Genomic DNA, 26,406 nt, shown 5'->3' with positions numbered 1-26,406 from the left:
ACTGCCCCTTCCCTTCGTTCAATCTGCGCCTATTAACGTGGACAAGAAAGAGGACCCCCCACTATGAAAAGCTCTAAAACTTTGTTCAAATTGTCTTGTGCGATCGCCGCCATTGGTGCTGCATCGCCGGTTCTTGCGCAGCAGCAAGAGACAGTAACCAGTGATAATGCCGCCGCAGAAACCAGCGGCGATAACGAGATCATTGTTACCGGTTCGTTCATCCGCCGCCAGTCTCAAGCTGACCTGGCATCGCCATTGGCAACAGTTGATAGCGGCGCAATCGCAGATATCGGCGCGCAAAACATCGGTGAGATTACACAATCGCTGACAATCAACAGCGGCGCACAAAACAACCCGGACGCCTTCACCCAAGGTGGCACGACCGGCACCTCAAACATCAACTTGCGCGGCCTGGGCGTCGCCTCGACACTGATCCTACTAAACGGTAAGCGCCAGACACTGTCTGCGTCGCCAACCAATGATGGCATTAACTTCGTCGACACCAGCTCGCTGGTCCCGCTGATTGCGGTTGAACGCGTAGAAATCCTGAAAGATGGTGCCTCTTCGCTTTACGGTTCCGACGCAGTTGCTGGCGTGGTGAACTTCATCACCCGCGATGACTACGAAGGCCTGCTCGTCTCTGGCGAATACACAGAGCACCTTAGCACTGGCGATTACAGCGAATACAACATCCAGGCACTGGCTGGCGCCGCTTTTGGCGATCTCAACCTTGTTGGCGCAATCAGCTATGTGAACCGCTCGCCGCTCACCACCGCTGAGCGCCGCCTTTCTGTGCCAGCCGATGACACATCCGCACTAGGCAACCCCGGGGCATTCTTCGGTGTCACGGGCGCCCCTGCTGGCGCACCAACGTTTGACCCAGGCTGCGCAGATGCGGGCGGCACACCATTGCCTGCAAGTGCCGCTGCGGCGCCGCTTTTGCCGACTGGTATTGGCTTTTGTGGTTTCGACTTCGGTGAGTTTTTCAACCTCGTGCCGGACGAAGAGCGCATCACGGCCTTCGTATCGGCCAAAGCTGACTTGTCTGACTCGGTGCGCTTCAGTGCCGAGGTAAGCTACGCTGACAACACGGCGCGGCGCGGCAACTCGCCAACCTTCCCGTTCCTGCAACTTGGCCAAGCGGTAGTTCCCAGCTTCAATCCGAGCAATATTTTCGGAGAGAACGTGGTCTTTTTCGGGCGCGCGAGCGGAAATGGCGGCGAGGTCTCTCCCGCTCTGTTTGAATCCCAGACATTTCGCATCTCTTCCACTCTGGAAGGCGATTTTGAATCCGGCCTGCTCGCAAACGGTCGTTGGAACGTAAATCTGACCTTCGCTGACAATGACTTCACCGGAAACACCGAAGACACTGTGCGTGACCGGTTTGCATGCGCATTGCGCGGTTTCAATGCGGTTCCGGCGTTCAACGCAGCGACTGGCCTCGATTGCACCGCCGCCAACCCGTTCCTGACGGCCAATGGCGCAGCAATCCCTGCCGATGGCACCTTCTTTAACCCCTTCGCCTCAGCGCTTGCTGGCGGTGGCAACACCAATGCAGCGCTGCTCGACTACATTACCGAATTCTCGGTTTCTAATCGTGATGCCGAATTGTTCGTCGCAGAAGGCTATGTCTCTGGTGAGATCGCTGAACTTCCCGCAGGGCCAATCGGCATCGCAGTCGGCGTGCAATATCGCGAACAGCGAATTTCAGCGACGTTTGACGACATTACGCAGAGCGATGGCTTTGCCTTCCTGATCGGTGAACAAGCGTTCTCCGGTGCGCAAGACGTCTATGCAATCTTCGGAGAACTGGCCGTTCCAGTAACCGAATGGGCCGATCTACAGCTGGCACTTCGTTTCGAAGATTACGGCACGGATGGCGGCGACACGCTCGATCCAAAGATCGCATTGCTGCTTCGTCCAACCGATTGGGTCTCGCTGCGTGGATCGTTCTCGACTTCATTCCGCGCACCATCGACCTTCCAACAGCAAGGTCAGTCGACCACGCTGCAACAGGTCGCAGACCCCCTCGCAGGCAATGCGTTTGTCGCCGTTCGAGCTGTCGGTAACCCGAACTTGGTTCCAGAGGACTCAACCGCTTACAACCTGGGCTTCACACTCCAGCCAATCAGCGGCCTCGAAATCAGCGCGGACTATTACAATTTCGATTTCCAAAACGCGATTGTTCAAACATCTGCACAGGCTCTGGTAAACGCCGATCCAAACGGCCCGAACATCATTCGCAGCCCAGCTGGTACGATCATTCAGGTCAACAACAGCTTTGCGAATGCTGCCAGTGTTGAGACATCGGGGATCGATTTCTCGATCCGCTATGCGATCGACACCGACTTCGCGACGATCACACCAAGCTTCGAAGGCAACTACGTCCTCAGCTATGACTTGCAGGAAACCGTAGGCGGCCCAGAAATCGATGGGGCAGGAAACCGCAACTTCACCAATTTTGGCTCCCCAACGCCGGAATTGCGTTTCAACGCTGGCCTCCAGTTTGAAGCCGGTGCGCATTCCTTCAACGTCTTTGGCCGCTACATCGATAGCTATATCGACGATCAAAATGGCGGAGCGGACATCGACAGCGATTTCCGGGTCGACGTTCAATACAGCCTCGCCATCAACGAGCTGTTTGACCGCGACAAAACCGTTACGCTGACCGCTGGTGTTCGGAACGTCTTTGGTGTGACCGCCCCTCGCGTGGCGACCAACGGTGGCTTTGACAGCCGGGTTGCCGATCCGCGCGGCGCCGTGGGCACCGTCGGTCTGGTTGCTGAATTCTAAGCCAACACTTGCTGGCTAAACCTAGGCTCAGCCTGAGTTAGAACAAAAAAGAGCCCTGAGCGCATCTCGCGCTTGGGGCTCTTTCCATGCTGACGGAGAAACTTCTTCGTTTTGTGTAACCAAGCATCGCGCCGACGCGAACTTAATACCAGCACGTCGGCAATTCTGCCGATAATCCGTCTTGGAGACTACAAAAATGCTGCGCTTTTTCGCCCTTATCGCCGCCATTGGCGCCATCGTTATTGGAGCGATGCAACTTTCTGCCAAGTCCGACACAACCGGATGGCAGACGTATGACGCGGCAGAATTTACAATGGCGCAAGGCAAAGGCAAAACCATTGTGGTTGATGTCTATGCCGACTGGTGCCCAACCTGCCGCGCTCAAGCTCCGATCCTTGACGAGCTTCGTGCGGAAAAATCGGGCGCTAACGTGAAATTCGTCAAAGTGAATTTCGATGATGAAAAGGCGTTCCTGCGCAAGCACCGGATCCCGCGCCAATCGACCGTCCTCGTGTTCAAAGGCGAAAAGGAAGTTGCCCGCACGATCGCAGAAACGAACCGCACTCGGCTACGCAGCGCCATTCTGAAAGCGCTCTAATCTCTGCGATTGCGCGCAGTCGCATCATAGAAAGCTGAAGGCAACGCCATGCTAGGCAGCACGCTTTTATCCTTTGTCGCCGGTCTGGTGACGATCCTGAATCCCTGCGTGCTGCCGCTGGTGCCAATCTTGGTCGCATCAGCCCTGGGCAAGAGCAAGTTTGGGCCACTTGCCTTGGCTGCGGGCTTGGTCACCAGCTTCACTCTGTTTGGCTTTACGGTGATCGCGTTTGGATATTCCATCGGGATCAACGAGCAGGCGATCCGCCTATTCGCAGGCGCATTGCTGGCGGTGGCAGGCATAGTCTTGCTCATTCCGCAGGCGCAGACTGCGATCAGCGCTGCGGCCGCACCAATTTCCAATTTCGGCAATCAACGGCTGTCTAGATTGAGCGGCGACGGCGCTGGCGGGCAGTTCGCTATCGGTCTGCTGCTCGGCATCGTGTGGGCACCTTGCGTTGGGCCGACATTGGGCGTCGCGATCGCGGCGGCCAGCCAGGGCAAGGATTTACTTACGAGCTTTTTCATCTTCTTTGTCTTCGGACTGGGCGTCGCAACCTCGATCCTCGCCTTCGCCTATGGTTCGCGCAAGGCCATTGGGGAACGCCGCAAGACGATGATGGCACTGGCGAAATACGGCAAACCCCTGTTCGGCATTACCCTGTTGCTGGTCGGCCTGATGGTTCTCACGGGCTTCGATAAAGTGATTGAGATCGCTTTGCTGGATGCCCTGCCCCAGGGATTGATTGAATTCACCACCCGTTTCTAAAGCGGGGGTGCACAGCGCGCTGAACGTAAACCTGCACCGGCAGCCGTCCCTAGACCGCTTGCGCCCACCTTCCTATGCTATCCCCTCAAAACAATGACGGAGGGCAGAATGGCAGAAGCAGATGAGCCGCGCATTACTGGGTTGGGCGGTGTTTTTTACATTGTCGATGACCCGGCGGCGACGCGCGAATGGTACCGCGACACCTTAGGCTTAGATGGCGAGTACGGGCCGCAGCTCGCCTGGGCGGAGGAGCCAAAGGCCAACCCTTATTCCTTGATCAGTCACTTTTCCGATGCGACATATATCAAGCCCGGCAAGAACGGCTTCATGATCAATCTGCGGGTCAATGATCTCGATGGCTTCATCGCCAAGCTGAAAAAGAAGGAGGTAAAAATCCTCGATACGGCAGATGAGGGATACGGCAAGTTTGCCTGGTTGCTCGACCCCAATGGCATCAAGATCGAATTATGGGAGCAGGTGGCAGAAGAATTGCCGTAAACCTGCACTTAGCTTCCCCAGCTCTGCGACAAACCAACTCAGCATCAAGCCAGACTGCTTAGGCGCAAGGTCCCGTCCTTTTGCCAAGCCAGTATGGTTAGCGGGTTGTTAACCATATCTGCGCCATGCATGCAGGACCATGAAACGCACCTCAATCACTCAAGACCTTCCGCTTAACCGCAAGGCGGAAACCGCATTTGCCGCACGCGCCATAATCCTAGCCGCCAGCGCGGTCGCTCTCGCCGGTTGCGGTATCTTGCCTTCGTCGAACGGTTCCCCATCGCGCGGAAGCAGCAAACCGCCTGTCAGCTCAACCCAAGGCAATATCTCAAATCGCACCGCGGACCGCACCTGCTTTGCGCAGCTTAGCGCATCGGGCGTTCGGTTTGATCCGTTGCCAGATGCCTATGGCGCGCCTGGATGCAGCAAGCTGGGCACTGTTCAACTCTCCGCTCTGGCCGGTGATCGCTCCCGCTTTGGGATCAGTAATATCGGCCCTGTGCAATGCCGCACGGCTAGCGCGTTTAATGGATGGGCGAGGTTCGGCGTTGACCGAGCGGCTAAGCAAATTTTGGGCAGCGGCCTGGTGCGGATTGAGACAATGGGATCTTACTCTTGCCGCAATGTGGCTGGCACATCGCGCCGCTCCGCCCATGCCCGTGCGGAGGCCATCGACATCTCAGGGTTCTTGCTCAAAGACGGGCGCAGTATAAGCGTTCAAGGCGATTGGTCTCGGGGTAGCGCGGCGGAACGCGAGTTTCTGAGGGTCGTGCACAAGAGCGCCTGCAAACGATTCGGTACGGTGCTCGGGCCGGACTATAACCGCGCACACGAGGATCATTTCCACGTTGAAGGCACAGACGGAAGCTTCTGCCGCTAGAGACGTCTCGGCTTCGATCCGACGGGGGCTATGTAGGATATTGCAGGAGCAGTTCCCTACTCGACCGGCATCTCCGGCTCTAACTTCGCTTCAATCTTCAGGCGAACAGCCTCGGCTGCATGCCTCGCGCCAAGCTTGTTCATCATATTGGCGCGGTGAATTTCCACCGTGCGCGGACTGATATCGAGCTCCCTTGCGATCACTTTGTTGCTGCTGCCCTCGGCCAGCCAATCAAGCACTTCGCGTTCACGATTGGAGAGACTTGAAATCCGGCTGCGCGCATCAATCATGCGGCGGCGGGCGGCACCAAAAACCTCAGCCTCCTTCTCAATTCGAGTGAGACAACGTGAGAAGCGTTCTGGATCGATCGGGATCGACAAATAGTCGAGCGCACCAGCCTTAATCGCTTCAACAATACGGCCCGGCTTTGGTTGTTCGTCGACCGCGATCAGCGGCAGCCAAACGCCTAGCTTGCTGAGCCGTTCGAAGATCATGGCCACCCCGCCTTCCTCGATCGCATCGCGAGCGATAATGATCCCATCTCGCGGCGGATGCGCCGAAAGATCGCTGAGATCGCCATAGACTTCGCAGTGGTGCCCTAAGGCGAACCCTGCGCGAGACAATTCCGCCCTATGACGGCTGGAAGAGTCGATGAAATGGAGGATTGCTTTGCGTGTCATTCATTATGAATGCGCATTTCCCCATACGGAATCATCCCAAGTCTGAACCAATTTCGAGTAGATGGACTCTAGCTACGGGTGACGGCTTGGTCCAAAATGGATGCAACAGCTCATCAAGCTCTCAGTATTCTATCTGATCAGGTCAAATCACTAGGTTTTGGGGCCGAAACTGTAGTCCGGCAAAGAATGAAATGCCGATTTAAGCGCGTCGCCCCAACTCGATGAGATCGAGTCAAAATAGGGGTCTTCGTGAGTAATTCGATGTTGATGCGTGGGTGCAAATTCATCCCGGCCGATCACCATTAGATCAAGCGGAAGGCCAACGGAGAGGTTGGCCTTAAGCGTGCTGTCGAATGACACCATCAGCAATTTTACCGCATCTTCAAAGCTCATGTCGCGGTCATATCCGCGCAGCAAAATCGGTCGTCCGTATTTGGTCTCACCAATCTGGAAAAACGGCGTGTCGAGGCTGGCCTCGATAAAGTTGCCCTCTGGATAGATCATGAACAATCGCGGCTCCATGCCAGCAATTTGGCCAGCAACGATGATTGTCGCTGTAAACTTGCCGCGCCCACGTTCTCCATTGGCACTCTGGCGTTCTTCGATTGTAGAGCGCAACATCTTGCCGATGTCAGAGGCAACTTGAAACATGGTCGGCGATTTGAACAAAGTGTTCTCGCGTTCGTCGGGTTCTTTGGTGCGCTCCTCCAGCTTACCAATCACCGCTTGGGTGGTTGCCAGATTGCCAGCCGTCATGACCGTGATCATACGCTCGCCAGGGACGCTCCAATGAAACATCTTGCGGAACACCGAAATGTTGTCGACGCCTGAATTGGTGCGCGTATCGCTCATCAAAACAAGGCCGCGGTCCAGCACCATGCCAACGCAATATGTCATACAGCTCTCTTATATCTATCGAAGCGCCGCGATAGAAGAGATGCGGCGCGCAGCAAAGCGATATTGTGCAGCGCCTATTGCTGGCTTTGCTGCTCCACAGCCACTTCGACCTTGAGCGATTGCCGGGCCGATCCAAAACTGATTCCGGTGACCGGCGCAGCATCACGGTAATCTCTGCCTGTGGCGACCCGAACATAGCGCGGATCGGGACTGATCCCGTTAGAGATATCAAATCCGACCCAGCCCAATCCATCGATATGTGCCTCGGCCCAGGCGTGGCTTGCCTCTTGATCGATCCGGTCGTTCATCATCAGATAGCCGCTAACATAGCGAGCAGGAATATTCGCCATGCGAGCTGCGGAAAGGAAGATGTGCGTGTGATCCTGGCACACGCCCACGCCCGCCTCAATCGCCTCCTCTGACGTGGTGCTGACTGCGGTTGCCCCTGTGCGATAAGCAACCTGATCCCGGATTTTCGCGGACAATGCATGCAAGAAGTCGAGCTTGCCGCTTTGATCATCACCCTCGTCGGCATCCACTTCCCGTACCAGCGCGCGCAGCTTCGAGCCCGGCTTGGTCAACCGTGTCTGACCCAGAAAACTCCACAACGGTAGATGGCCCGAGTGCCGCCCGATAACGCCGGCATTGTCCTCGGTCTCCACCACGCCCCGGCAGGTCACGCTTACCTCCTGCGCGCCGGGATCCAGCGCAATCAGCGTGACAGTGTTAAAATGCTCATCTTCATATTCCAGCTCGCTATGCGCGTTTTCATACTCCATCTGCCAATCCACAATCTTCTGGCCCTGCGTCTCCTTCGGCGTCAGGCGCAGCCTCTGGAGCGCGTGAACCACGGGATCGGTAAAGCTGTAGCGGGTGGTGTGACGGATCGACAGGCGCATCAGTGGTGGAACCTGTAGTCGCTAGCAATCGCCGTGCTGATCGCGACATTACGGTGCATGAGGTTCAGCAGGAATTCGTGCAGACCCTGATCAAAGATCTGGTCCACGGTAATCTCCGCAATCTCCATATCGGCCTCATGCATCAGCGAGTTGCACTCTCCCTCTCGTCCATGAATACGGGCCAATGCGGCCAATTGGTCGCGCAGCGCGCTGCGGCAAAAGGCTAGGCTGCGCGGGAAGCGGTCGTCCAGCACCAAAAATTCAACGATGCTGCGCGCTTCGATACGCCCAGCATGTAGCCAGCTGTATGCGCTTGCCCCAGCGACGGAGCGCAACACTTGCTCCCATTGCCCGCTGTCGATCCGCGAACCGACATGGCCAAGCGTCGGGAGCAGCAGGTAGTATTTCATGTCGAGGATGCGGGCCGTGCTTTCCGCGCGTTCTATAAAGGTGCCCGCGCGGGCAAAGTGATAACCCTCATTGCGCAACATCGATCCTTCGACTGCTCCATGCACTAGCGTGCCCGCGCGCCGGATCATGCCGACCACATCGCCAACAGAGTTTTGACCAATCGGGCGTTTCAGCACGTCTTCCAGCGCCATCCAGTTTTCATTCACCGCGCCCCACACTTCGCTGGAGATATTGGTCCGCGCCATCCGTGCGTTGGTCCGCACGGCGCCAAACATTTCGCGTACGCTGGCCGGGTTGTCGCGACCGCGCAGAATGAAGTTCCATACCTGCTGCCCGGTGTAATCCTCATGCGCCGCTTCATAGGCCGCCCGCTGACCGGAGGTTGCAATGACAGAACGCCATTCTTCCTCAGCCGTCGCCGTATCCCGGGTCAGCGCCATCCGCAGTCCCGCCTCTAAAAGCCGCGCGGTGTTTTCGGCCCGCTCCAGATAGCGGAACATCCAAAACATGCCATTGGCGGTACGTCCTAACATCGTGCCTCCGCCATCAGTCTTTTAAAACCCAAGTGTCTTTGGTGCCGCCGCCCTGGCTGGAATTGACCACCAAAGATCCGTCTTTCAGAGCCACGCGGGTCAAGCCGCCCGGCGTTATGTCGATGCCGTCGGGTGACACCAGCACGAACGGACGCAGGTCAACGTGACGCGGCGCGAGACCCTTGCGGGTGAAGATCGGGCAGGTCGACAAAGCCAGCGTCGGCTGGGCGATGTAATTCTCCGGATTGGCCTCCAACTTGGCGCGGAATTTCTTAATCTCACGCTTGGATGCGGTTGGCCCGATCAGCATGCCATAGCCGCCCGAACCGTGGACCTCTTTCACCACCAGCTCGTCCAGATTGTCGAGCACATAGGCCAAGCCGTCATCATCGGCGCAGCGCCAGGTTTGCACATTGGGCAGCAGCGGTTTCTCACCAGTATAAAACTCGACGATTTCCGGCATAAAGCTGTAAATCGCCTTGTCATCGGACACGCCCGTACCCGGCGCATTGGCGATGGTGACATTGCCCGCCCGGTACACATCCATGATGCCGGGAATACCCAGCACGCTGTCTGGATTGAAGGTCAGCGGATCGAGATAATCGTCATCAACTCGGCGATAGATCACATCCACCTGGGCATAGCCATCAGTGCAGCGCATTTGCACCTTGCCATCGACCACGCGCAGGTCGCTCGCCTCGACCAATGTTGCGCCCATTTGATCAGCCAGAAAGGCGTGCTCAAAATAGGCCGAATTGTAGATACCCGGCGTCAAGACCGTGACGTTCGGCTTGCCTCTGGTTCCTTCAGGCGCGCATGCGGCCAGACTGCGCGCAAGACGGCGCGGATAGTTCGATACGCTCTCAACCCCGATGCGAGAGAAGAGATCGGGGAACATCGACATCATCGTCTCGCGGTTTTCGAGCATGTAAGACACACCTGATGGCGTGCGTGCGTTGTCTTCCAAAACGAAGAACTCATCCGGCCCTGTACGTACCAGATCAATGCCAACAATGTGCGTGTAAATCCCGCCCGGCGGGGTGAAACCGACCATATTGGCCAGCCATGCGTCATTGTTGCGCAGCAGGCGCTCTGGCAGCTTAGCCAGCGCGAACGATCTCTTGCCGGTGGTACAAATCGTAGAGGAAGGCGTTGAGGGCACGCACGCGCTGCTCAATACCCTTCGTCAACCGCCGCCATTCACCCGCTGTGATAATGCGTGGGACCATGTCAAACGGGATCAGGCGCTCCTCAGCCTCATCCTCGCCGTAAACATTGAAAGTAATCCCCGTTCGGCGAAAACTCTCATCCGCATCCTTGGCTTTGCGGCGAAGCAGATCTGTCGTCTGCTCTCCATACCATGATGAATAATCGGCATAGGCCGGACGCGGCGCCCCATCAGGGCCAAACATCTCATCAAATTGGGAACCCGACAGAACCAATTACCCCTAAGAATTGCACGCCATGCAAGGATGCTAAGCATTATTGCGCTGTCTCACAAGCAAAGGTTCAGTCCCGATCAAGTTCCTCAAGAACCGCGGAAATTGCCTCTTCCGAATAGGAAAAGCCGATATGGGTGCAGCGCAAGGCGACCGCACGGTCGCGCTCTTCCGCGGTGCCGCAGGCAGCGCGCGGAGCAATCATCCCGTCGCGCGGACTCCATAGGGCAATTGTTTCAACCGGCGGCTTCTCGCCCAGATCTGTGTCGATTGGCGGATCATCGACTGAATGTCCGGTAACAAACTGATAGGCGCGCCAGACGTTGTTCGCCCGTGGATCGCCCGAAAACGGCGATCCCATGGTGATCACTTTAGCGACAGCGTCCGGTTGACGCTTGGCCAGCTCGCGAGCAAAAATCCCGCCAAGGCTCCAGCCAAGCAGCACCACCGGCTCTCCCGCCCGCTCGCTCAGATTGAGCAGCCGTTCCTCAAGACTGGCCAGATTTTCTTCGCTCGGCCCCAGGTTAAAACCCAGCCCCCAACGTTTCGCGGTGTGGCCTGCGCGCTCCAATTGCCGGGCCATAAAGCGCATGCGCAGTGGGTGCGTCATAAAGCCGGGTAGCACCATGATGGTGCGCGGATGCTTGGCGCGCTCAATTGCAATCTTGCGGCGCGGGCGGTTGACAACCTCCGCCAGAACCTCAGCCTCGCCCAGAAGTTGCAGTATACCGGGACGCGGCGCACGTTCTTCCTCTGGCTGGCGCGCAAGAGCTATCCGGCGCGCAAACTCATCACGCGTCCAAAGCGAGGATTTCAATTCGGCAAGAGTAGCGAGTGAGGCCATGATCAAATCCCTTGGCAAAGCAGCGAGACTTACGGAGTGAAACGGTCGTCACTCACGGAAATTAGGCTGCGCGCGTGAACGCTTGGTGAAGCCTATTTTCGCTCCACCATCTCTCTGCAACGGTTCATAGATCATAGCCTCAAAGCGGCTTAGCCCGCTGGGCAATCGCCGATGCGTTCACTGGCGATATTCATCGTCATCTTCATTTCGCCCATGCCCGCCATTTCGCCTTCCATCGACATGGTCATATCCATGCTGGTTTCGGTGCCCGTGCCATTCAAGGTCATCACCATCTCACCCTGGCCGGGTACGTTACAGGTCATTTCCGCGCTGATGTCGCCGCCATTAACGTTAAACTTGCTGGTTTCGCATTCGCCGTTTTGCGGGCCTTTTGCGAGCTCTTCAAACCCCTTGTCGGCGTCTTCTTGCGACATGCAGGTCTCGGTTACCTGATCGGCCATGCCGCCTTTCATCATCTCGGCAACTTCTGGCGGCGCGCCGGGCATTTCAACGCTGATGAGTTTGGTCGTGGAACGATATTGCCCCGCCTTTGGCTTGATCACTTCGCCTGCAACTTCAGCCATCTCTTCGCTGGAAACAACTCCATCACCGTCTGCATCGGCATCGGTCGGCCCCGAACACGCTGCAATCGCCCCGGCGAGCGCCAACACACTAACAATCCGCTTCATATCCAAATTCCCTCCAGAAAAATCATTCATGGTGCTATCTGTCAGAGCGCCACTTCACAAGCGCGCATCCGCGCCGCATATGTCTTAACATGTCAGAACTCGTCATCCGCCGAGGGTTAGAAGAACCCGACACCTCTGGGGATTTCACCCCGCACCGCCCGGACCGTCCGGAAAAGAGCGATCCTGGCAGGCCGTTCAAAATCGTCTCTGATTATGAACCCGCTGGCGATCAGCCAACAGCCATTGCAGAGCTGGTGGAAGGCGCGACCACAGGCGAAAAGACGCAGACCCTGCTGGGTGTGACCGGGTCGGGCAAGACCTTCACCATGGCGAAAGTGATCGAGGCAACCCAGCGCCCCGCATTAATCCTGGCGCCCAACAAGATCCTTGCCGCGCAGCTTTACGGCGAGTTTAAAAGCTTCTTTCCTGACAATGCGGTCGAGTATTTCGTATCCTATTACGACTATTACCAGCCAGAGGCCTATGTCCCGCGCTCCGACACCTATATCGAGAAAGAAAGCTCGGTGAACGAGGCGATCGACCGGATGCGCCATGCGGCCACCCGCGCCTTGCTGGAACGCGATGATGTGATCATCGTCGCCTCCGTCTCGTGCCTCTATGGTATTGGATCGGTCGAAACCTATTCGGCGATGATTTTCGACATCAAAAAGGATGAAACCGTTGATCAACGCGAACTGATCCGCAAGCTGGTCGCCTTGCAATACAAGCGCAATGATGCCGCCTTTCAGCGCGGCACCTTCCGGGTGCGCGGCGACAATCTGGAGCTTTACCCTTCGCACTATGAAGACATGGCATGGCGGATCAGCTTCTTTGGTGATGAGATCGAAGAGATTGCGGAGTTTGATCCGCTGACGGGTAAGAAAGGCGCAAACCTCGACAAAGTTCGCGTCTATGCAAACTCGCACTATGTGACGCCTGGCCCGACCATGAAACAGGCCGCCGCCGCAATCAAATTTGAGCTGCAGCACCGCCTCAAGGAGCTACAGGAAGAGGGGCAATTGCTGGAGGCACAGCGGCTGGAGCAGCGCACCAATTTCGACCTAGAGATGATTGCCGCGACCGGCAGCTGTGCCGGGATCGAGAACTATTCTCGCTTCCTCACCGGCCGCCTGCCGGGTGAGCCGCCGCCCACTTTGTTCGAGTATCTACCGGAAAATGCACTGCTGTTTGTCGATGAAAGCCACCAGACCGTGCCGCAGATCGGCGCGATGTCGAAAGGCGATCACCGCCGCAAGATCACGCTGGCCGAACATGGCTTTCGCTTGCCGAGCTGCATCGACAACCGCCCTTTGCGCTTCAACGAATGGGACGCGATGCGCCCGCAAACCTTTGCCGTGTCGGCGACACCCGGCGGCTGGGAGATGGAGCAGACCGGCGGCGTTTTTGCCGAGCAGGTGATCCGCCCCACCGGATTGATCGATCCGCCGGTCGAAATCCGCCCGGTCGAGGATCAAGTGCAGGATTGCATCCAGGAATGCCTCGCGGTGGCCAAGAAGGGCTACCGAACGCTAGTCACCACACTGACCAAGCGTATGGCCGAAGACCTTACCGAATTCATGCACGAGGCAGGTGTGCGCGTGCGCTACATGCACTCTGACGTTGAGACACTGGAGCGGATTGAACTGATCCGCGACCTGCGCCTGGGGGTCTATGATGTGCTGATCGGGATCAACCTGCTGCGCGAAGGGCTCGACATTCCCGAATGCGGATTGGTGGCGATTTTGGATGCTGACAAGGAAGGGTTCCTGCGCAGCGAAACCTCGCTGATCCAGACGATTGGACGAGCCGCGCGTAATGTCGATGGCAAGGTCATTCTCTATGCCGACCGGATCACCGGCAGCATGGAACGCGCCATGGCCGAGACGGAGCAGCCGGCGCGAGAAGCAGCGCGCCTTCAACGAAGAGCACGGCATTACGCCGCAGACGATCAAGCGCGACATTGCGGACATTGTCGCGCACAGCGCCGCGCAAGATGGGGTGACGGTCGACACCGGCGATGAAGAGGTCAACAACCTCGTCGGCCACAACCTGCGCGCCTATATCGAAGACCTTGAGAAACGGATGCGCGATGCCGCTGCAAACCTCGAATTTGAGGAAGCAGGCAGACTGCGCGATGAAATCCGCAGGCTCGAAAATGACGAGCTGGGCCTGCCCGATGGCGAGAAGAAAGCCCCTAAGGTTGGCCGCTCTGACGCTGGCCGCCCCGGAACGCGCAAGACCCGCTATGGCAAGAAACGAGCGAAGTTTATGGGCGGCAAGCCGTGAGCCGGAACGCCGCCATCGCAGCGCTTGGCTTGACGGCCATTGCACTTGCCGCGTGCAAGCCGCCGCCGACCGATGCCGATATCGCCCGCGATATGCCAGCCGAGATGCCGCAAGGCCCCTCAGAACCCATTGACTCGCCCGATATTGAAGGCGCGGTTTGGGCCGCGAGCGCGACCCCTTGGCGGATCATCTATGGCAAGCCCGGTGAAGCGCCCTTGGTCTCGCTCGAATGCGTTGAGACACCTGCCGATCCGAACCTCCGCGTCACCCGCTTTGCCGTGGCAGACGAAGGCGCAGGCGCCATCCTAGCCTTTGTTGGCAATGATGAGATCGGGCGGATGAAGGTCGATGCGATTGAGACCAACACCGGCTTTCTCTGGCGCGGTGAAGATCCCGCGATTGATCAGGATTGGGAGCCGCTGATCGGGCCAGAGGAAGTGACGCTGACTGTACCGGGCGCTGGCATGGTAACGCTGAACCCCAGTCCGCTGCCGGTTGATCTGGTGACGGGATGTCGTGGGGGCCGGTTGGAACCGCTTGAGGGTACCATTGTGGATGAAGCAGTCACTGAAGTCGCAAGTGAGACATCGGATGAAGCCGCATCAGACGATGCGGCACCTTCGCCAGACGCTAGCGAGCCCGCTCAGCCCGCTCCTTAAGCAAATCTGGCGTCAGCACCTGCGGCAATTGCTCCGCCTCCGTGGCCCCTTGTTCACTAGGCTCATACCATAGGTACAGCGGCACGCCCGCTGCGCCCTGCTCAGACAAGAACATGGTGATCGCCTCGTCGCGCTGCGTCCAATCGCCCACCATGGTGACCACGCCAGCGGCTTCAAACGCCTCACGCGTTGCCTCGCGCTCAATCGCGACGCTCTCATTCACTTTGCAGGTGACGCACCAATCGGCGGTGAACCACAGGAACACTGGCTGGCCGCTGGAGCGGGCCTTTGCCAGTGCCTCTGCGTTGTAAGTCTGAGGCGAATGAATCGATTCCTCGGTTAGGTTCGTCACTGGCGCAGCAAAGCTGGCGGGTAAGGCGAAGGCACCGAAGATCAAAAACGGCGCGGCGATCAGGCCAAATGCGGGCCAAGCCATTTTGCCCGCGCGCTGCAACCGGCCAACCACCAGCAAAGCGACGACTAGACCAAACACGACAACCAGCGCGAATAGTGCAAACCCTTGCCCGCCCAGCCGCGCTGTCAGCCAGATCAGCGCAAGCGCGGTCAGCCCCATCGGGATCGCCATGATCCTGCGAAAACGCTCCATCCACGCACCTGGCTTTGGCAGCATTCGCCGCAGAGCTGGCACAAAGCCGATAAGCAGGAACGGCAAGGCCAAGCCCAGCCCCAGCATTGCAAACAGCAGCAGCGCCTGTGGCACCGGCAACAACAGAGCCGCGCCGAGCGCCGCCGCCATAAACGGCCCGGTGCATGGGGTTGCCGCGAAGGCCGCGAGCAGGCCCGTGGCGAAAGCGCTGGCAGGCTGCCCGCCGCGTGTGATGGAAATGGAAGGTAGCTCAAACACGCCGGCAAAATTCGCGGTGATCACGCTGGCGAGCACGAGCAGCACAATGACCACGCCGGGGCTTTGCAGCTGGAACGCCCAGCCCACTTGCTCTCCGCCCGCGCGCAGCACGAGCATGAGCGCACCCAGTCCAACACAGGCGAGCACAACGCCAGCAGTGTAGGCGAGCCCCTCTGAGCGCGCCTTGGCCTCGCTCTCACCAGCGCGTGCAAGCGAGATCGCTTTGAGGCTCAGGATTGGGAAAACGCATGGCATGATATTGAGGATCAATCCGCCCACCAATGCGCCTAGAATAAGCGTCCAAAGCGGCGGGGTCTGCGGCGCAGAAGAAGTGACGATCCGCTCGCCCGTGAGCGCCACCTCGCCTTCACTCGCCTCAAACCTGACGCCAGCGCCATTGCCGAAAGACAAGATGCCTTTCACGCCGTCCGCAGGCTGTCCCTCTTCCACCCAGTCGGACAGGGGAATCTCAGCGCTCACCATGTCGCCATCGCGGCGAAAGGTTTGGGCGACCGAATATTGAACCAGCTGCGTGTTCTCGATGAAAACATGCGGATCGCTGAGGCTCACCTCAGCAGGCAATGGGATCGCCAAGCGCAGGTTCTTGCCCTCAACGGCAAAGCTCGCCTCAGCATCCAGCAGCGGCGCAATTTCTGCGCGCCAGCGGGCAAAATCCCCGCCCTGGCTTTCTCGCAGGACAGCATCCTGCGGCACGCACACTTTGTCAGTGCAGGCGAGATATTCCACAAAACCGGTGATCGGTTCGCGAGTGGTGTTATCAACCTCACCGGTCACGCGGATCGGCACCAGAACCGTGTATGCGCCCTTGTAGATGTGATTCATCAGCTCGGTATCGACCAGCTGCTGAACAAACCGCTCTGGCACGGGATAGAGCGGCTCGCCCATCTCCCAACCATCCGGCAGGTTCAGCCGCAATTGCATGCCCTGCCCCGCATCGCCGGGGTTGGACCAATATCCGTGCCATTCCTCATTGCTGTTCGGGTCTGGCGTAAACCTCAGAGCGAGCAGCCACTCCTCGCCCGCTTTCGGCAGGCCATCCGCGCGCAATTCCACGCTGATGTTCTCATCGCCAAACCGCGCCTCTGCCGGGATCGCGCCATCTTGCGCGTGTGACGGCGACAAAGCAGCCACAAATGCAAGCACCAATGCAGCAAACCATAGCTTTGTAAGCGGGAACATTCTTGCGTCTATCACGATCGAACCTCTAGGACTGTCGAACACTATTCGCAATCACGGCGGGATAGGTTTCATAGAGGCAGGCAGAATGACGAATGACACGCGCGATCTTTTGATCCTTGGCGGCGGGCTGGTCGGTATGACCCTGGCGCTCACCGCTGCGCGCAAGGGCTTTTCTAGCCATGTCGTTGACCGCGCCAATCCCGATGATCTGCTGAAGGAAGGCTTTGACGACCGCGCCACCGCGATCTCTACCGCGAGCTGGCAATTGTTCTGCAATATCGGCCTGGCGGAAACGCTAGAGCCGTTAGCCTGCCCGATTGCGAGCATTGCCGTCACTGACCAAATGAAGCCGGGGCGAGATCGATTTTCAACCTGAGCCGCACGAGGGGTCGCTCGGACGGATGCTGCCCAATCTCAGCCTGCGCCGGGCGATGTTTGAAGCGGCGGCGAAAGAACCGCTGATCAATTGGGTGTCCGAGGCAGAGATCAGCGAACGCCAGCGCAGCGAGTTTGGCGTCGCCGTGGAGCTGAGCGATGGGACGAAACTCAAAGCCAGCCTGATGGTGGCCGCCGAGGGCCGCAGCTCACCCACGCGAACACAGGCCGGGCTGGTGGTCGCCAATTGGGAATACAGTCACCGCGCGATTATTGCCGGGCTGACGCACGAAAAACCGCATGACAATGTCGCGTGGGAGATATTCTATCCTGCTGGCCCATTCGCGCTGCTGCCAATGCTGGACGACGAGCAGGGACGCCGCCGGTCCTCGCTGGTGTGGACCGTCAGCGAAGGTGACGCCGCAGGCTTTTTGAAATTGTCCGACCGCGCGTTTCTGGCCGAGCTGGAAAAGCGTATGGGCGGCATGTTTGGCGCGGTCACCAGCGCGGGCGCACGCTCATCATGGCCGCTCGGTTTTCACCACACCGCCAAAATTACCGGCGAGCGCTTGGCTTTGGTCGGTGATGCAGCGCACGGTATTCACCCAATCGCTGGGCAGGGGCTTAACCTTGGCCTGCGCGATGCCGCGACTTTGGTCGAAGTTCTCGAAGAAGGCCGCCGAATTGGCCTTGACCCCGGAGATCATCAAAGCCTGATGCGCTATGAGAACTGGCGCGGGCTTGATGCCTTTATGGTCGCCACCGCCACCGATGGGCTGACGCGATTGTTCGGCGTGCCGGGCAAGGCGGCCTCTGCCGTGCGGCGATTGGGCATGGCTGGGGTGCAGCGCAGCGGCGCTTTGAAGCACTGGTTTATGGACGAGGCACGCGGCGTCTCCGGCGAATTGCCCGAGCTGCTGCGCGCTTAATCTTCGCTGGTCGCCTCAACCGGGCTCAATTGTTCCACCGCATTGCCGGCGCCATCACGCAAACGGCGCGGTTCAAGCACGGCGGCGGTTTCAATCGTGTCTAGCGCGTCCATTGCATTGCTGAAACGGGTGGCATCCGCGATCCAGTTTTCCGCGCTGGCTGCACCGGGCAGGTTTTGCACCTCAGCAATCGCCGCTTCCACCCGGCCGCTTTCCAGGAACAGACGGGCCCGGTCCAAACGGCGCTCTGGCTGGGGCGAAGGTGTGTCTTCGCGGCGGATCACGAACAGTTCGCCAAACTCGCGGCGAATGTCCGCCCAAGAAGACACCTCATCAGGCTCGGCCAGATCAGGGCCAAGGCCCTCTAGGCGCGCAAGCAATTGATCGAGCGTGATCGGGCGGCGCGAGAACGAGATGATGGTGCGCACCGCATTGGGCCAATTGTCGCCAAAACGCAGGCGCAATTGATCGGCAAGAAAGCCAAGCTCTGCCCCGCGTTCAATCGCGCGGCGGGTCGCAAAGGCGATCAGCAGGCCCTCGGCCCGCGCAGCATTGCCAGCCGCCGCCTGTGCTTGCAGGTCCAGCCGGGAGAGGCGCTGCTCCGCTGCTGCCAAGCGTTGGTCGAGACCACCTTGCTGCTCAGCCAGACCTTCGACAGCCTCAACCTGCTCTTCGATTGCTTCGCTTGCCTCAGAGGTTGGCGTGGGCAACGTGGGCAGTTCTAGCCCCGGCGTTTCTTCCGGGCTGGCGATCGCGACTGGCTCGTCTGTCGCTTCAACCGCAGCGCTTTCATTATTGGCATTGTACCAAACGATGTAGCCGATCAGCGCTCCTCCAGCGATGAAGGAGAACAGGGCGGCCAGCATTATTCCTTTGGATGAGCCGCTTTTGCGGCGACTGCCGAATTTCGATTCCATTGTAGTCCGTTCTGCGATCCATTGCGCGCGGCCCATTTGGGGGCGGGCCACCGCTATATTTGCGCCGCTATTGCCACATGTCCTGCGCCATGGCCAGCAATTCGGCGTCGCTAGGGTGCGGTGCAGCGCGCGTCTCGGCCCATCCGGAGCCTGCGGCAGCGAGAATTCGTGGGCCAAGCGCAGCGAGGGAAATGTGCGACTTATCGAGACCTAAGCGGTCGCATTCCTTGGCAAAATGCCGCGCTGAGGATGCCGAATAGAGCAGCACAAGGGCAGGATCAGACAACTGCTTTGCCTGCTCATTGGTCATTGCAATTTCATGCATCCGATAGACCACTTTTTCGGTGATTGTGACGCCTTCGGGCAGGTTCAGAGTGATCCGCTCTTCACCGCCGAGCCGCAGATAATGGATCGGAGCGACTGAAAGAGTGTACAGCACATGTTGCAAACCGCCCTCGCCAGAGCGCGCCACCTTGAAACCCGCATCGCGCGCAGCTTCCGCGGTTGCCTGTCCTACCGCATGAACCGGCAAATGTGTGAGCTCTCTCAGCTTGCTTCCGCCATGACGAAACGCATTGGCGCTGCCTACGAGAAGCGCCTGCACCTGACTGCCATGAGGCATATCCCATGCGACTGGCTCAGCTGCAGAAAGCGCGAAACCCTGGATAGGCAGGCCCAATTCCTCGCACAGGTCCATCGTTGATGACAGTCCCGGCTCTGACCGAACCGCAATGATCGTCTGTGCTCTCATGGGCGGCTCATCCAGCCTAGCCAGCGCCATCAAAATGCGGACGTGTCCCCGGCCCAGCGCGCGACAGCAGGTCCGCCGCCAGCGCCTTTGCCGCAGCACTATCACCAATAGCAAAGCGCGCTTCGCCCTCTACTCGCTCTGCCCCATCCGGGCTGAACAGGGCCGCGCGCATTGCGATGCTGTCTCCATCAGCCTCGCACAGGACTGCAACCGGACTGTGACAGGTTCCGCCTAGCGCCTCCAGCAGCGCGCGCTCCGCCAGAACTTCAGCGCGGGTATGAGGGTGATCAATCGCGGCAATCGCTTTCAAAGCAGCTTCATTGCCCAGCGCGCATTCAATCCCAATCGCGCCCTGAGAGGCCGCCGGGATCCATTCGTCTGTCTCCAGCGGAGTGCCTACACCCGTCTCGCCCAAACGCTCCAATCCGGCCGCTGCGAGGAAGGTCACGTCGGCCTCGCCTGCTTGCAGCTTGGCCAGCCGTGTCGCGACATTCCCACGAAACATCACCACCTCGAGATCGGGGCGTTGATTGAGCAATTGCGATGCGCGGCGCGGCGCACTGGTGCCGGCTTTTGATCCGGGCGGGATCGCGGCAATACTGCTTGCCCCGATCAATACATCGCGACGGTCCTCGCGCGGTAAAAATGCTGCTATTACAAAGTCATAAGGCCGGATCGTCTCAACGTCTTTAAGCGAGTGCACTGCGGCGTCGATCCGCCCTTCGCCCAGCCATTGATCCAGTTCCTTGGTCCAGAGTGCCTTGCCGCCAATATCAGCGAGCGGGCGATCCTGTATCTTGTCACCGCTGGCGCGCACCGGCACCAGCTCCACCTGGTCCTCGCTCCAACCATGCGCCTCGCACAGCCGCCGCCGCGTCTCATAAGCCTGCGCCATTGCAAGCGGAGATTCGCGCGTTCCAAGCCGCATGTGAATGGGGTTTGCGGCACTCGCCGCTGTGCTGTGATCGTCAGGCTGGCTCATAGGCATGCTTGCTCTAACCACCTAAGCGACTAAGGAAAAGCGGCATGAGTGAATTGCCGTCAATCATAACAGACAACCCCACGGTGCTTGGGATCGAGTCCAGCTGTGATGAGACGGCGGTTGCAATCGTGCGCGGCGACCGAACAATCATTGCTGAGCGGATCGCCAGCCAAGAGGCAGAGCATGCGCCCTATGGCGGGGTCGTGCCTGAAATTGCAGCCCGCGCCCATGCAGAGCGCCTCGCCCCTATGCTGGAGGCGGTGATGGCGGATGCGGATATGACGCTGGAGGATGTCGATGCGATTGCCGCCACCGCTGGCCCCGGTCTGATCGGCGGGGTGATGGTCGGCCTGGTCAGTGCAAAGGCGCTGGCCATGGCATCAGGCAAGCCGTTGATCGCGGTCAATCATCTGGAGGGGCACGCGTTGTCACCGCGCCTCGCCGATCCTGAGCTCAGCTTTCCTTATCTGCTGCTGCTCGTATCGGGCGGGCATTGCCAAATCCTGTTGGTGGAAGGCGTCGGCGAGTATCGCCGCCTCGCAACCACGATTGATGATGCCTTGGGTGAGGCGTTCGACAAGACCGCGAAGATCCTAGGTCTCGGCTATCCCGGCGGGCCGAAAGTGGAGAAGCTCGCGCTCACCGGCGATGCCTCGGCTGTTTCCCTGCCCCGCCCGCTCAAGGGATCAAAGGAACCACATTTCTCCTTCGCTGGCCTCAAGAGCGCGGTCTTGCGGGCCTATGACAGCGGTAAGCACCGGTCCGAAGACATCGCCGCGAGTTTTCAGCAGGCAGCGATCGACTGCCTGATTGACCGGTTAAGCCACGCTCTCAAAGGCCTGGAAACACCCCCTGCCCTGGTGGTTGCCGGCGGCGTTGCCGCCAACACCGCGATCCGATCCGCGCTTGAAGCCTTCGCTAGCAAACATCACATGCGCTTTGCCGCGCCGCCCTTGGCGCTGTGTACAGATAACGCCGCGATGATCGCTTGGGCCGGGTGTGAACGCATGCCGCTGGAGCAATCTGATCCGCTCGATTTCAAGGCGCGTCCGCGCTGGCCGCTCGATCCGGAAGCGGAAAAGGCCCGCGGCGCAGGAGTGAAAGCATAATGACGGCTCTTTCCACGGTTGGCGTGATTGGCGCAGGCGCTTGGGGAACAGCTCTGGCGCAAATGCTCAGCACTGATGGGCGCGATGTGCTGCTGTGGGCCTATGAGGCGGACTTGGTCGATGCGATCAATTCAGAGCACAGCAACGCGCTGTACCTGCCATCGGCTTCGCTTTCGCCCAGCATTCACGCGACCAATGACCTTGACGATCTGGCAGAGCTGGACACGGTACTGGCGGTGACCCCGGCGCAAAACCTTGGCGCGGTCCTGTCGCAATTACCAAAGGCGCCGCGTGATCTGGTGCTGTGTTCTAAAGGCATTGATGCGGGCACGGGTCAGCTAATGAATGAGGTTGCCAAAGCCGCCTGTCCGGCGAGCGACATCGCCGTCCTATCCGGCCCCACCTTCGCGCACGAAGTCGCAGACGGCCTGCCCACGGCGGTCACGCTCGCGTGCGGCGGAGGCAATGCGCAGTGGGAGCGCCTCTCACCAGAAATCGCTCGGCCTTCCTTCCGCCCCTATTACACCCATGATGTGACCGGCGCAGAGATCGGCGGCGCAATCAAGAATGTCCTGGCGATTGCCTGCGGCGTGGTGGACGGCCTGGCGCTGGGCCAGAATGCGCGCGCCGCCCTGATCGCGCGGGGCTATGCCGAAATGCTGCGGTTTGGCGAGGCGCTGGGCGCAGAGGCTGAAACGCTAGCAGGACTGTGCGGACTCGGCGATCTGGTGCTCACATGTTCCTCCACCTCCAGCCGCAATTTCTCGCTCGGTAAGGCATTGGGCGAAGGCGGGTCCGCCGCTGAACTGATGGCGGATCGCCGCACAGTCGCAGAAGGCGCGCACACCGCGCCCGTTCTCAAGCGTCTGGCCGAGGAACGCGGTATCACAATGCCCATCGTTATCGCAGTCAACGCAATCCTCGCCGGGGAAAGCCCGCGCGCCGCAGTCGCCAACTTGCTCGCTCGTCCGCTAAAGGCGGAGCAAGAACGCGAGCACAGGAACCATCAGGCTTGAGCCTACCCCCAGTCTCATCTCCGCCGCCAGCCAGCGGAGCAGCCAGCACACCCGGCGATGATAACGCTGATATGCAGGCGTTGGCCAAAGGTGGCCGAACCAATTTCTTTGGCTTCATTCTAAGGCTGGTTGCCCGGCTTCCTTTTCTATTTATCGCTGGGCGGCTTTACGGAATTGACGCGGTTGGACGGTTCGCCTCCGCGCTTGTCCTGATCGAAATCCTCGGGCTTGTCTGCTCTCTTGGCGAGAAACGCGGGCTGGCTCAGCGCCTGACCGAAGGCACAGATGGCGAAGGCCCAGAGGCCGAGCGAGCCAAGGTCAACCTCGTGTTCGACGGGATGCTCATCGCGCTGATCTTGTCCGCATTCGCTGGCCTGTTCCTGTGGCTGTTCCCGGTCGTGATGTTCCCGAACGGAATGAACAGCGAATATGATATCTGGTTGATCGCGGCGATCCCGGCCTTCGCACTCACAGAAATTCTGCTGGCCGCGCAGGCATACAAGTACGACATCGCCACCACTGTGCGCGCCCGCGCCGTTGTGGAGCCGTGGACGATATCGATCATGGCAGGTGTGTTCTTCTACCTACCGCTCTACAGCGGCATACCTGAGTTTCGGGAAGCTGGCCTAGCGCTTGCATTTATCTGCTCGATTTACGCCGCATTGTTGACCGCCGCATGGTCATTCCTGCGCAGCTATGGATTGCCCAGCGGCTGGCGCCCTCGCCCACGCTATATGTGGAAAGTGACCGCCCGCGCTCTGCCGCTGATGGGAGCAGATGCGGTCGAATGGGGCACGCGCCGGGTCGATATCTTCATCCTCGGCTTCTTCGCCTCGCCCGCCGCCGTCGCGGTCTATTACATGGCTCAGCAGATCGCGAGCCTGCCGCAGAAGCTCAAAACCAGCTTTGAACCGGTGCTTGGCCCCGTCATTACCAAAAATCTGAAGAGCAAGAACTATGCCGCTATCGCTGCGCAAGTGCGCCAGGTTGGCTTCTGGATCATCGCCGCTCAGGCTGCCATTGCCCTCGCGCTAGGCGTACCGGGCGAAGGCGTTATGGGCCTGATCGGGCCGCAATATGTTGGCGGCACCGGCGCATTGGCCTTCCTGCTTGCCGCAGAGGTCGCCGCGGCTATGGCGGTCGTTTCCGAAAGCGTGCTGGTCTATATTGCGCGCAAGCGGAACCTGCTGATCTCAGTTTGCACGATTGCGCTGCAGGCCGCGCTCACCATCGGGATTATCAAAGGCGTTGAGCACCTCGGGTTTTCCGAGCCATTCAAAGCCGCTGGCGCAGCGCTCGCTTTGCTGATCGCGTTGGGCTGCGCGAGCCTGGTCAAAGCGCTGCTGCTCAAGAAATTGCTGAAGGCCCCAGTCAGCAATTGGCGCTGGGCCTTGGTCTGGGCCGCTGCGCCCGCCGTGGTGGTTGGCACAGCGGCAACATGGCTGCCGGAATGGGCCGAGCTGTTGTTCGGTATTCCGGCGATCTTGCTTACGTTCGGTTGGGTCATCTGGCGGCGCGGATTTGGCGAGGAAGATCGCCTGTTGTTCCGCAAGAATGTTGGCGGATAGAAAGCCTTCAAACCCTGCCTGTTTGACCGCACCTTCTGCACGTTCAGTCACGATTAACGCCCAAAAGCAGAGCTTTGTGCTTCGTGGGTTATTGTGGGGAGTCGTGAAAATGCGGAATTCAAACCTAACGTTCAAACTGGCGGGTGCAGGTATGCTCAGCCTGATGATAGCGGGCTGTGCAGCCAGTCAGGGCAATGTCGCCAAAACAGGCCAGCCAGACGACAATGTCGCTGTTGCAGCGCCACCACCTCCTCCTCCGCCGCCACCAGCACCCGTCGCCGAACAGACGGTAGTCGTCACGGGATCACGAGTTTCAGAAGCGGATTTCGCATCGGTCTCTCGTCGCCCGGCGCCCGGGATTATCGGTGTTCCGCCTGTGCGGGTGCCAACCGATCCTGGCCGTGAGAAATACGACGGTGAAGAAGTCTCACCAGTCAAACTGACCAGCGCAGAGCCAGTCTCTACCTTTAGCGTCGACGTAGACACCGGCGCCTATGCCAATGCGCGCCGCTTCCTCACGCAAGGGCAGATGCCCCCGCGCGCCGCCGTGCGCACGGAGGAAATGATCAACTACTTCCGCTATGATTACGCGAAGCCGGCAGACCGCTCTCAGCCATTTAGTGTGAACACAGACATTGCCCGCACGCCATGGAACGAAGACACCTATCTGATGCGAATTGGCCTGCGCGGTTACGATTTGCCGCGCGAAGATCGCCCACCCGCCAATCTCGTATTTCTGATGGATGTGTCGGGATCGATGGGCAGGCCGGACAAATTGCCGCTAGTTAAAACCGCACTGGCAGGCCTCGCCGGTGAGCTGTCCCCGCAAGACCGCGTATCCATCGTCGTCTACGCAGGCGCTGCAGGCATGGTGCTCGAGCCCACCAATGACACACGGAAAATCCGCCGTGCCTTGGACGAGCTTTCCGCAGGCGGCTCAACCGCCGGGGGCGCAGGGTTGGAGCTCGCCTATAACATTGCCGAGGACAGCTTCATCAAAGGCGGCGTCAACCGCGTAATCCTAGCCACTGACGGCGATTTCAACGTTGGCGTATCGAGCCAGGATGCCTTGATTGAGCTGATCGAGGAAAAACGCGACAGCGGTATCACGCTCACCACGTTAGGCTTTGGTCAGGGCAATTATAACGAAGCGATGATGGAGCAGGTCGCCAATCACGGGAATGGCAATTACGCCTATATCGACAGCGCGCTGGAGGCGAAAAAGGTATTGGGTGAAGAGATGAGTTCCACCCTTTTCACGATTGCAAAGGACGTGAAAATTCAGGTCGAATTTAACCCGGCGGTCGTCAGCCAATATCGCCTGGTCGGATATGAAAACCGCGCCCTTCGCGAGGAAGATTTCAACAATGACGCAGTCGATGCTGGCGACATTGGCGCAGGCCACCAGGTGACCGCAATTTACGAGATCGTGCCCGCAGGAAGCGAAGGCTGGATCGCGCCGCGCCGCTATGACGACAAGCCTTCGCAAACCGCTTTAAGCCGCGAAGCTGAAGTGGCTCAAGTAAAGCTGCGCTATAAACTGCCCGATGGGAAAAAATCTCGTCTGATTGAACGCTTGGTACAGCGCAGCGAGCTGCTGCAAGCGAAACAGCCGTCTGGCGACTTCGCCTTTGCCAGCGCCGTTGCCGCCTACGGTCAATTGCTGCGCGGCGACACTCTCATGAAAGGCTTCGGCCACAGCGATATCGAGACGCTTGCTGGCTCCCAGGACGATTATTGGCGGCAGGAATTCATCCGCCTAAACGCGCTTGCAGGCAGCATGAAAGGCGGCTGACGGCCACAGCGTCCTCAAAACTTAT

Annotated in this window: 20 protein-coding genes and 3 pseudogenes; 12 read left to right on the top strand and 11 right to left on the bottom strand. The window is 59.0% G+C overall.

What is annotated here, in order from left to right; genetic code table 11:
* The first annotated feature begins 63 nt into the window (after positions 1 to 63).
* The 5 genes from AC0V6Z_RS09745 to AC0V6Z_RS09725 all read left to right on the top strand — a co-directional run bounded on the left by AC0V6Z_RS09745 (position 64) and on the right by AC0V6Z_RS09725 (position 5,537).
* The gene (locus AC0V6Z_RS09745) at positions 64 to 2,793 is read left to right on the top strand and encodes a TonB-dependent receptor domain-containing protein (RefSeq protein WP_472638313.1); all 2,730 of its coding nucleotides are present in this window, start codon (positions 64 to 66) and stop codon (positions 2,791 to 2,793) included.
* A gap of 196 nt (positions 2,794 to 2,989) precedes the next feature.
* Positions 2,990 to 3,391, top strand: a complete 402-nt coding sequence (locus AC0V6Z_RS09740; RefSeq protein ID WP_472638312.1) for a thioredoxin family protein — start codon at positions 2,990 to 2,992, stop codon at positions 3,389 to 3,391.
* A 48-nt stretch (positions 3,392 to 3,439) separates the two neighbouring features.
* The gene (locus tag AC0V6Z_RS09735) at positions 3,440 to 4,159 is read left to right on the top strand and encodes a cytochrome c biogenesis CcdA family protein (protein ID WP_472638311.1); all 720 of its coding nucleotides are present in this window, start codon (positions 3,440 to 3,442) and stop codon (positions 4,157 to 4,159) included.
* 108 nt (positions 4,160 to 4,267) lie between these two features.
* Positions 4,268 to 4,657, top strand: a complete 390-nt coding sequence (locus AC0V6Z_RS09730; protein ID WP_472638310.1) for a VOC family protein — start codon at positions 4,268 to 4,270, stop codon at positions 4,655 to 4,657.
* A 139-nt stretch (positions 4,658 to 4,796) separates the two neighbouring features.
* Entirely contained in the window at positions 4,797 to 5,537 is a 741-nt protein-coding gene (locus tag AC0V6Z_RS09725) for an extensin-like domain-containing protein (protein ID WP_472638309.1), read from the top strand.
* Positions 5,538 to 5,593: 56 nt separating this feature from the next.
* Here the strand turns inward: AC0V6Z_RS09725 and AC0V6Z_RS09720 are convergent, their stop codons facing one another.
* From AC0V6Z_RS09720 to AC0V6Z_RS09690, 7 genes and pseudogenes are all read right to left on the bottom strand, one after another.
* On the bottom strand, positions 5,594 to 6,217 hold the full coding sequence (locus tag AC0V6Z_RS09720; RefSeq protein WP_472638308.1) for a response regulator transcription factor: 624 nt from the start codon (positions 6,215 to 6,217) through the stop codon (positions 5,594 to 5,596).
* 150 nt (positions 6,218 to 6,367) lie between these two features.
* Positions 6,368 to 7,114 (bottom strand): proteasome-type protease, encoded by a 747-nt coding sequence (locus AC0V6Z_RS09715; RefSeq protein WP_472638307.1) that lies wholly within the window; start codon positions 7,112 to 7,114, stop codon positions 6,368 to 6,370.
* A 74-nt stretch (positions 7,115 to 7,188) separates the two neighbouring features.
* The gene (locus AC0V6Z_RS09710; RefSeq protein ID WP_472638306.1) at positions 7,189 to 8,013 is read right to left on the bottom strand and encodes a transglutaminase family protein; all 825 of its coding nucleotides are present in this window, start codon (positions 8,011 to 8,013) and stop codon (positions 7,189 to 7,191) included.
* Positions 8,013 to 8,957, bottom strand: a complete 945-nt coding sequence (locus tag AC0V6Z_RS09705; RefSeq protein WP_472638305.1) for an alpha-E domain-containing protein — start codon at positions 8,955 to 8,957, stop codon at positions 8,013 to 8,015. The genes AC0V6Z_RS09710 and AC0V6Z_RS09705 overlap by 1 nt, the downstream gene beginning before the upstream one ends.
* A gap of 13 nt (positions 8,958 to 8,970) precedes the next feature.
* A pseudogene (locus tag AC0V6Z_RS09700) lies at positions 8,971 to 10,369 on the bottom strand (circularly permuted type 2 ATP-grasp protein).
* A gap of 97 nt (positions 10,370 to 10,466) precedes the next feature.
* A complete protein-coding gene (locus AC0V6Z_RS09695; protein ID WP_472638304.1) occupies positions 10,467 to 11,240 on the bottom strand; it encodes an esterase/lipase family protein in 774 nt (257 codons plus the stop codon).
* A gap of 149 nt (positions 11,241 to 11,389) precedes the next feature.
* Positions 11,390 to 11,929: a DUF3617 domain-containing protein gene (locus AC0V6Z_RS09690; protein WP_472638303.1), complete on the bottom strand. Its 540-nt coding sequence runs from the start codon at positions 11,927 to 11,929 to the stop codon at positions 11,390 to 11,392.
* An 89-nt stretch (positions 11,930 to 12,018) separates the two neighbouring features.
* Between AC0V6Z_RS09690 and uvrB the strand changes: the two are divergent.
* A pseudogene (gene uvrB / locus AC0V6Z_RS09685) lies at positions 12,019 to 14,215 on the top strand (excinuclease ABC subunit UvrB).
* Entirely contained in the window at positions 14,212 to 14,874 is a 663-nt protein-coding gene (locus AC0V6Z_RS09680) for a hypothetical protein (RefSeq protein ID WP_472638302.1), read from the top strand. Before uvrB ends, AC0V6Z_RS09680 begins: the two are co-directional and overlap by 4 nt.
* Here AC0V6Z_RS09680 and AC0V6Z_RS09675 read toward each other — a convergent pair.
* The gene (locus AC0V6Z_RS09675) at positions 14,846 to 16,939 is read right to left on the bottom strand and encodes a protein-disulfide reductase DsbD family protein (protein ID WP_472638301.1); all 2,094 of its coding nucleotides are present in this window, start codon (positions 16,937 to 16,939) and stop codon (positions 14,846 to 14,848) included. The genes AC0V6Z_RS09680 and AC0V6Z_RS09675 overlap by 29 nt on opposite strands.
* An 85-nt stretch (positions 16,940 to 17,024) precedes the next feature.
* On the opposite strand from AC0V6Z_RS09675, the pseudogene AC0V6Z_RS09670 reads away from it, so the two are divergent.
* A pseudogene (locus AC0V6Z_RS09670) lies at positions 17,025 to 18,243 on the top strand (FAD-dependent monooxygenase).
* Here AC0V6Z_RS09670 and AC0V6Z_RS09665 read toward each other — a convergent pair.
* The 3 genes from AC0V6Z_RS09665 to hemC form a co-directional block, all read right to left on the bottom strand.
* The gene (locus AC0V6Z_RS09665) at positions 18,240 to 19,160 is read right to left on the bottom strand and encodes a hypothetical protein (RefSeq protein WP_472638300.1); all 921 of its coding nucleotides are present in this window, start codon (positions 19,158 to 19,160) and stop codon (positions 18,240 to 18,242) included. The pseudogene AC0V6Z_RS09670 and the gene AC0V6Z_RS09665 sit on opposite strands and share 4 nt — an antisense overlap.
* 67 nt (positions 19,161 to 19,227) lie before the next feature.
* Complete coding sequence (locus tag AC0V6Z_RS09660; protein WP_472638299.1) at positions 19,228 to 19,911, bottom strand: uroporphyrinogen-III synthase; 684 nt, start codon at positions 19,909 to 19,911, stop codon at positions 19,228 to 19,230.
* Positions 19,912 to 19,927: 16 nt separating this feature from the next.
* Positions 19,928 to 20,839, bottom strand: a complete 912-nt coding sequence (gene hemC, locus AC0V6Z_RS09655) for a hydroxymethylbilane synthase (protein WP_472640888.1) — start codon at positions 20,837 to 20,839, stop codon at positions 19,928 to 19,930.
* Between the two features lie 98 nt (positions 20,840 to 20,937).
* Between hemC and tsaD the strand changes: the two genes are divergently transcribed.
* From tsaD to AC0V6Z_RS09635, 4 genes are all read left to right on the top strand, one after another.
* Positions 20,938 to 22,002, top strand: coding sequence for a tRNA (adenosine(37)-N6)-threonylcarbamoyltransferase complex transferase subunit TsaD (tsaD, locus tag AC0V6Z_RS09650; RefSeq protein WP_472638298.1), 1,065 nt, complete (start codon positions 20,938 to 20,940; stop codon positions 22,000 to 22,002).
* Positions 22,002 to 23,018 carry an NAD(P)H-dependent glycerol-3-phosphate dehydrogenase gene (locus tag AC0V6Z_RS09645; RefSeq protein WP_472638297.1) on the top strand — a complete coding sequence of 339 codons (1,017 nt, stop codon included), beginning with the start codon at positions 22,002 to 22,004 and terminating at the stop codon, positions 23,016 to 23,018. Before tsaD ends, AC0V6Z_RS09645 begins: the two co-directional genes overlap by 1 nt.
* Positions 23,019 to 23,089: 71 nt before the next feature.
* The gene (locus tag AC0V6Z_RS09640; RefSeq protein WP_472640887.1) at positions 23,090 to 24,586 is read left to right on the top strand and encodes a lipopolysaccharide biosynthesis protein; all 1,497 of its coding nucleotides are present in this window, start codon (positions 23,090 to 23,092) and stop codon (positions 24,584 to 24,586) included.
* A 109-nt stretch (positions 24,587 to 24,695) separates the two neighbouring features.
* On the top strand, positions 24,696 to 26,381 hold the full coding sequence (locus AC0V6Z_RS09635; protein ID WP_472638296.1) for a vWA domain-containing protein: 1,686 nt from the start codon (positions 24,696 to 24,698) through the stop codon (positions 26,379 to 26,381).
* The last annotated feature ends 25 nt before the right edge of the window (positions 26,382 to 26,406 follow it).

It is taken from the genome of Erythrobacter sp. SN6-5, from assembly GCF_057364945.1.
This window is presented reverse-complemented; position numbering and strand designations above follow the sequence as displayed.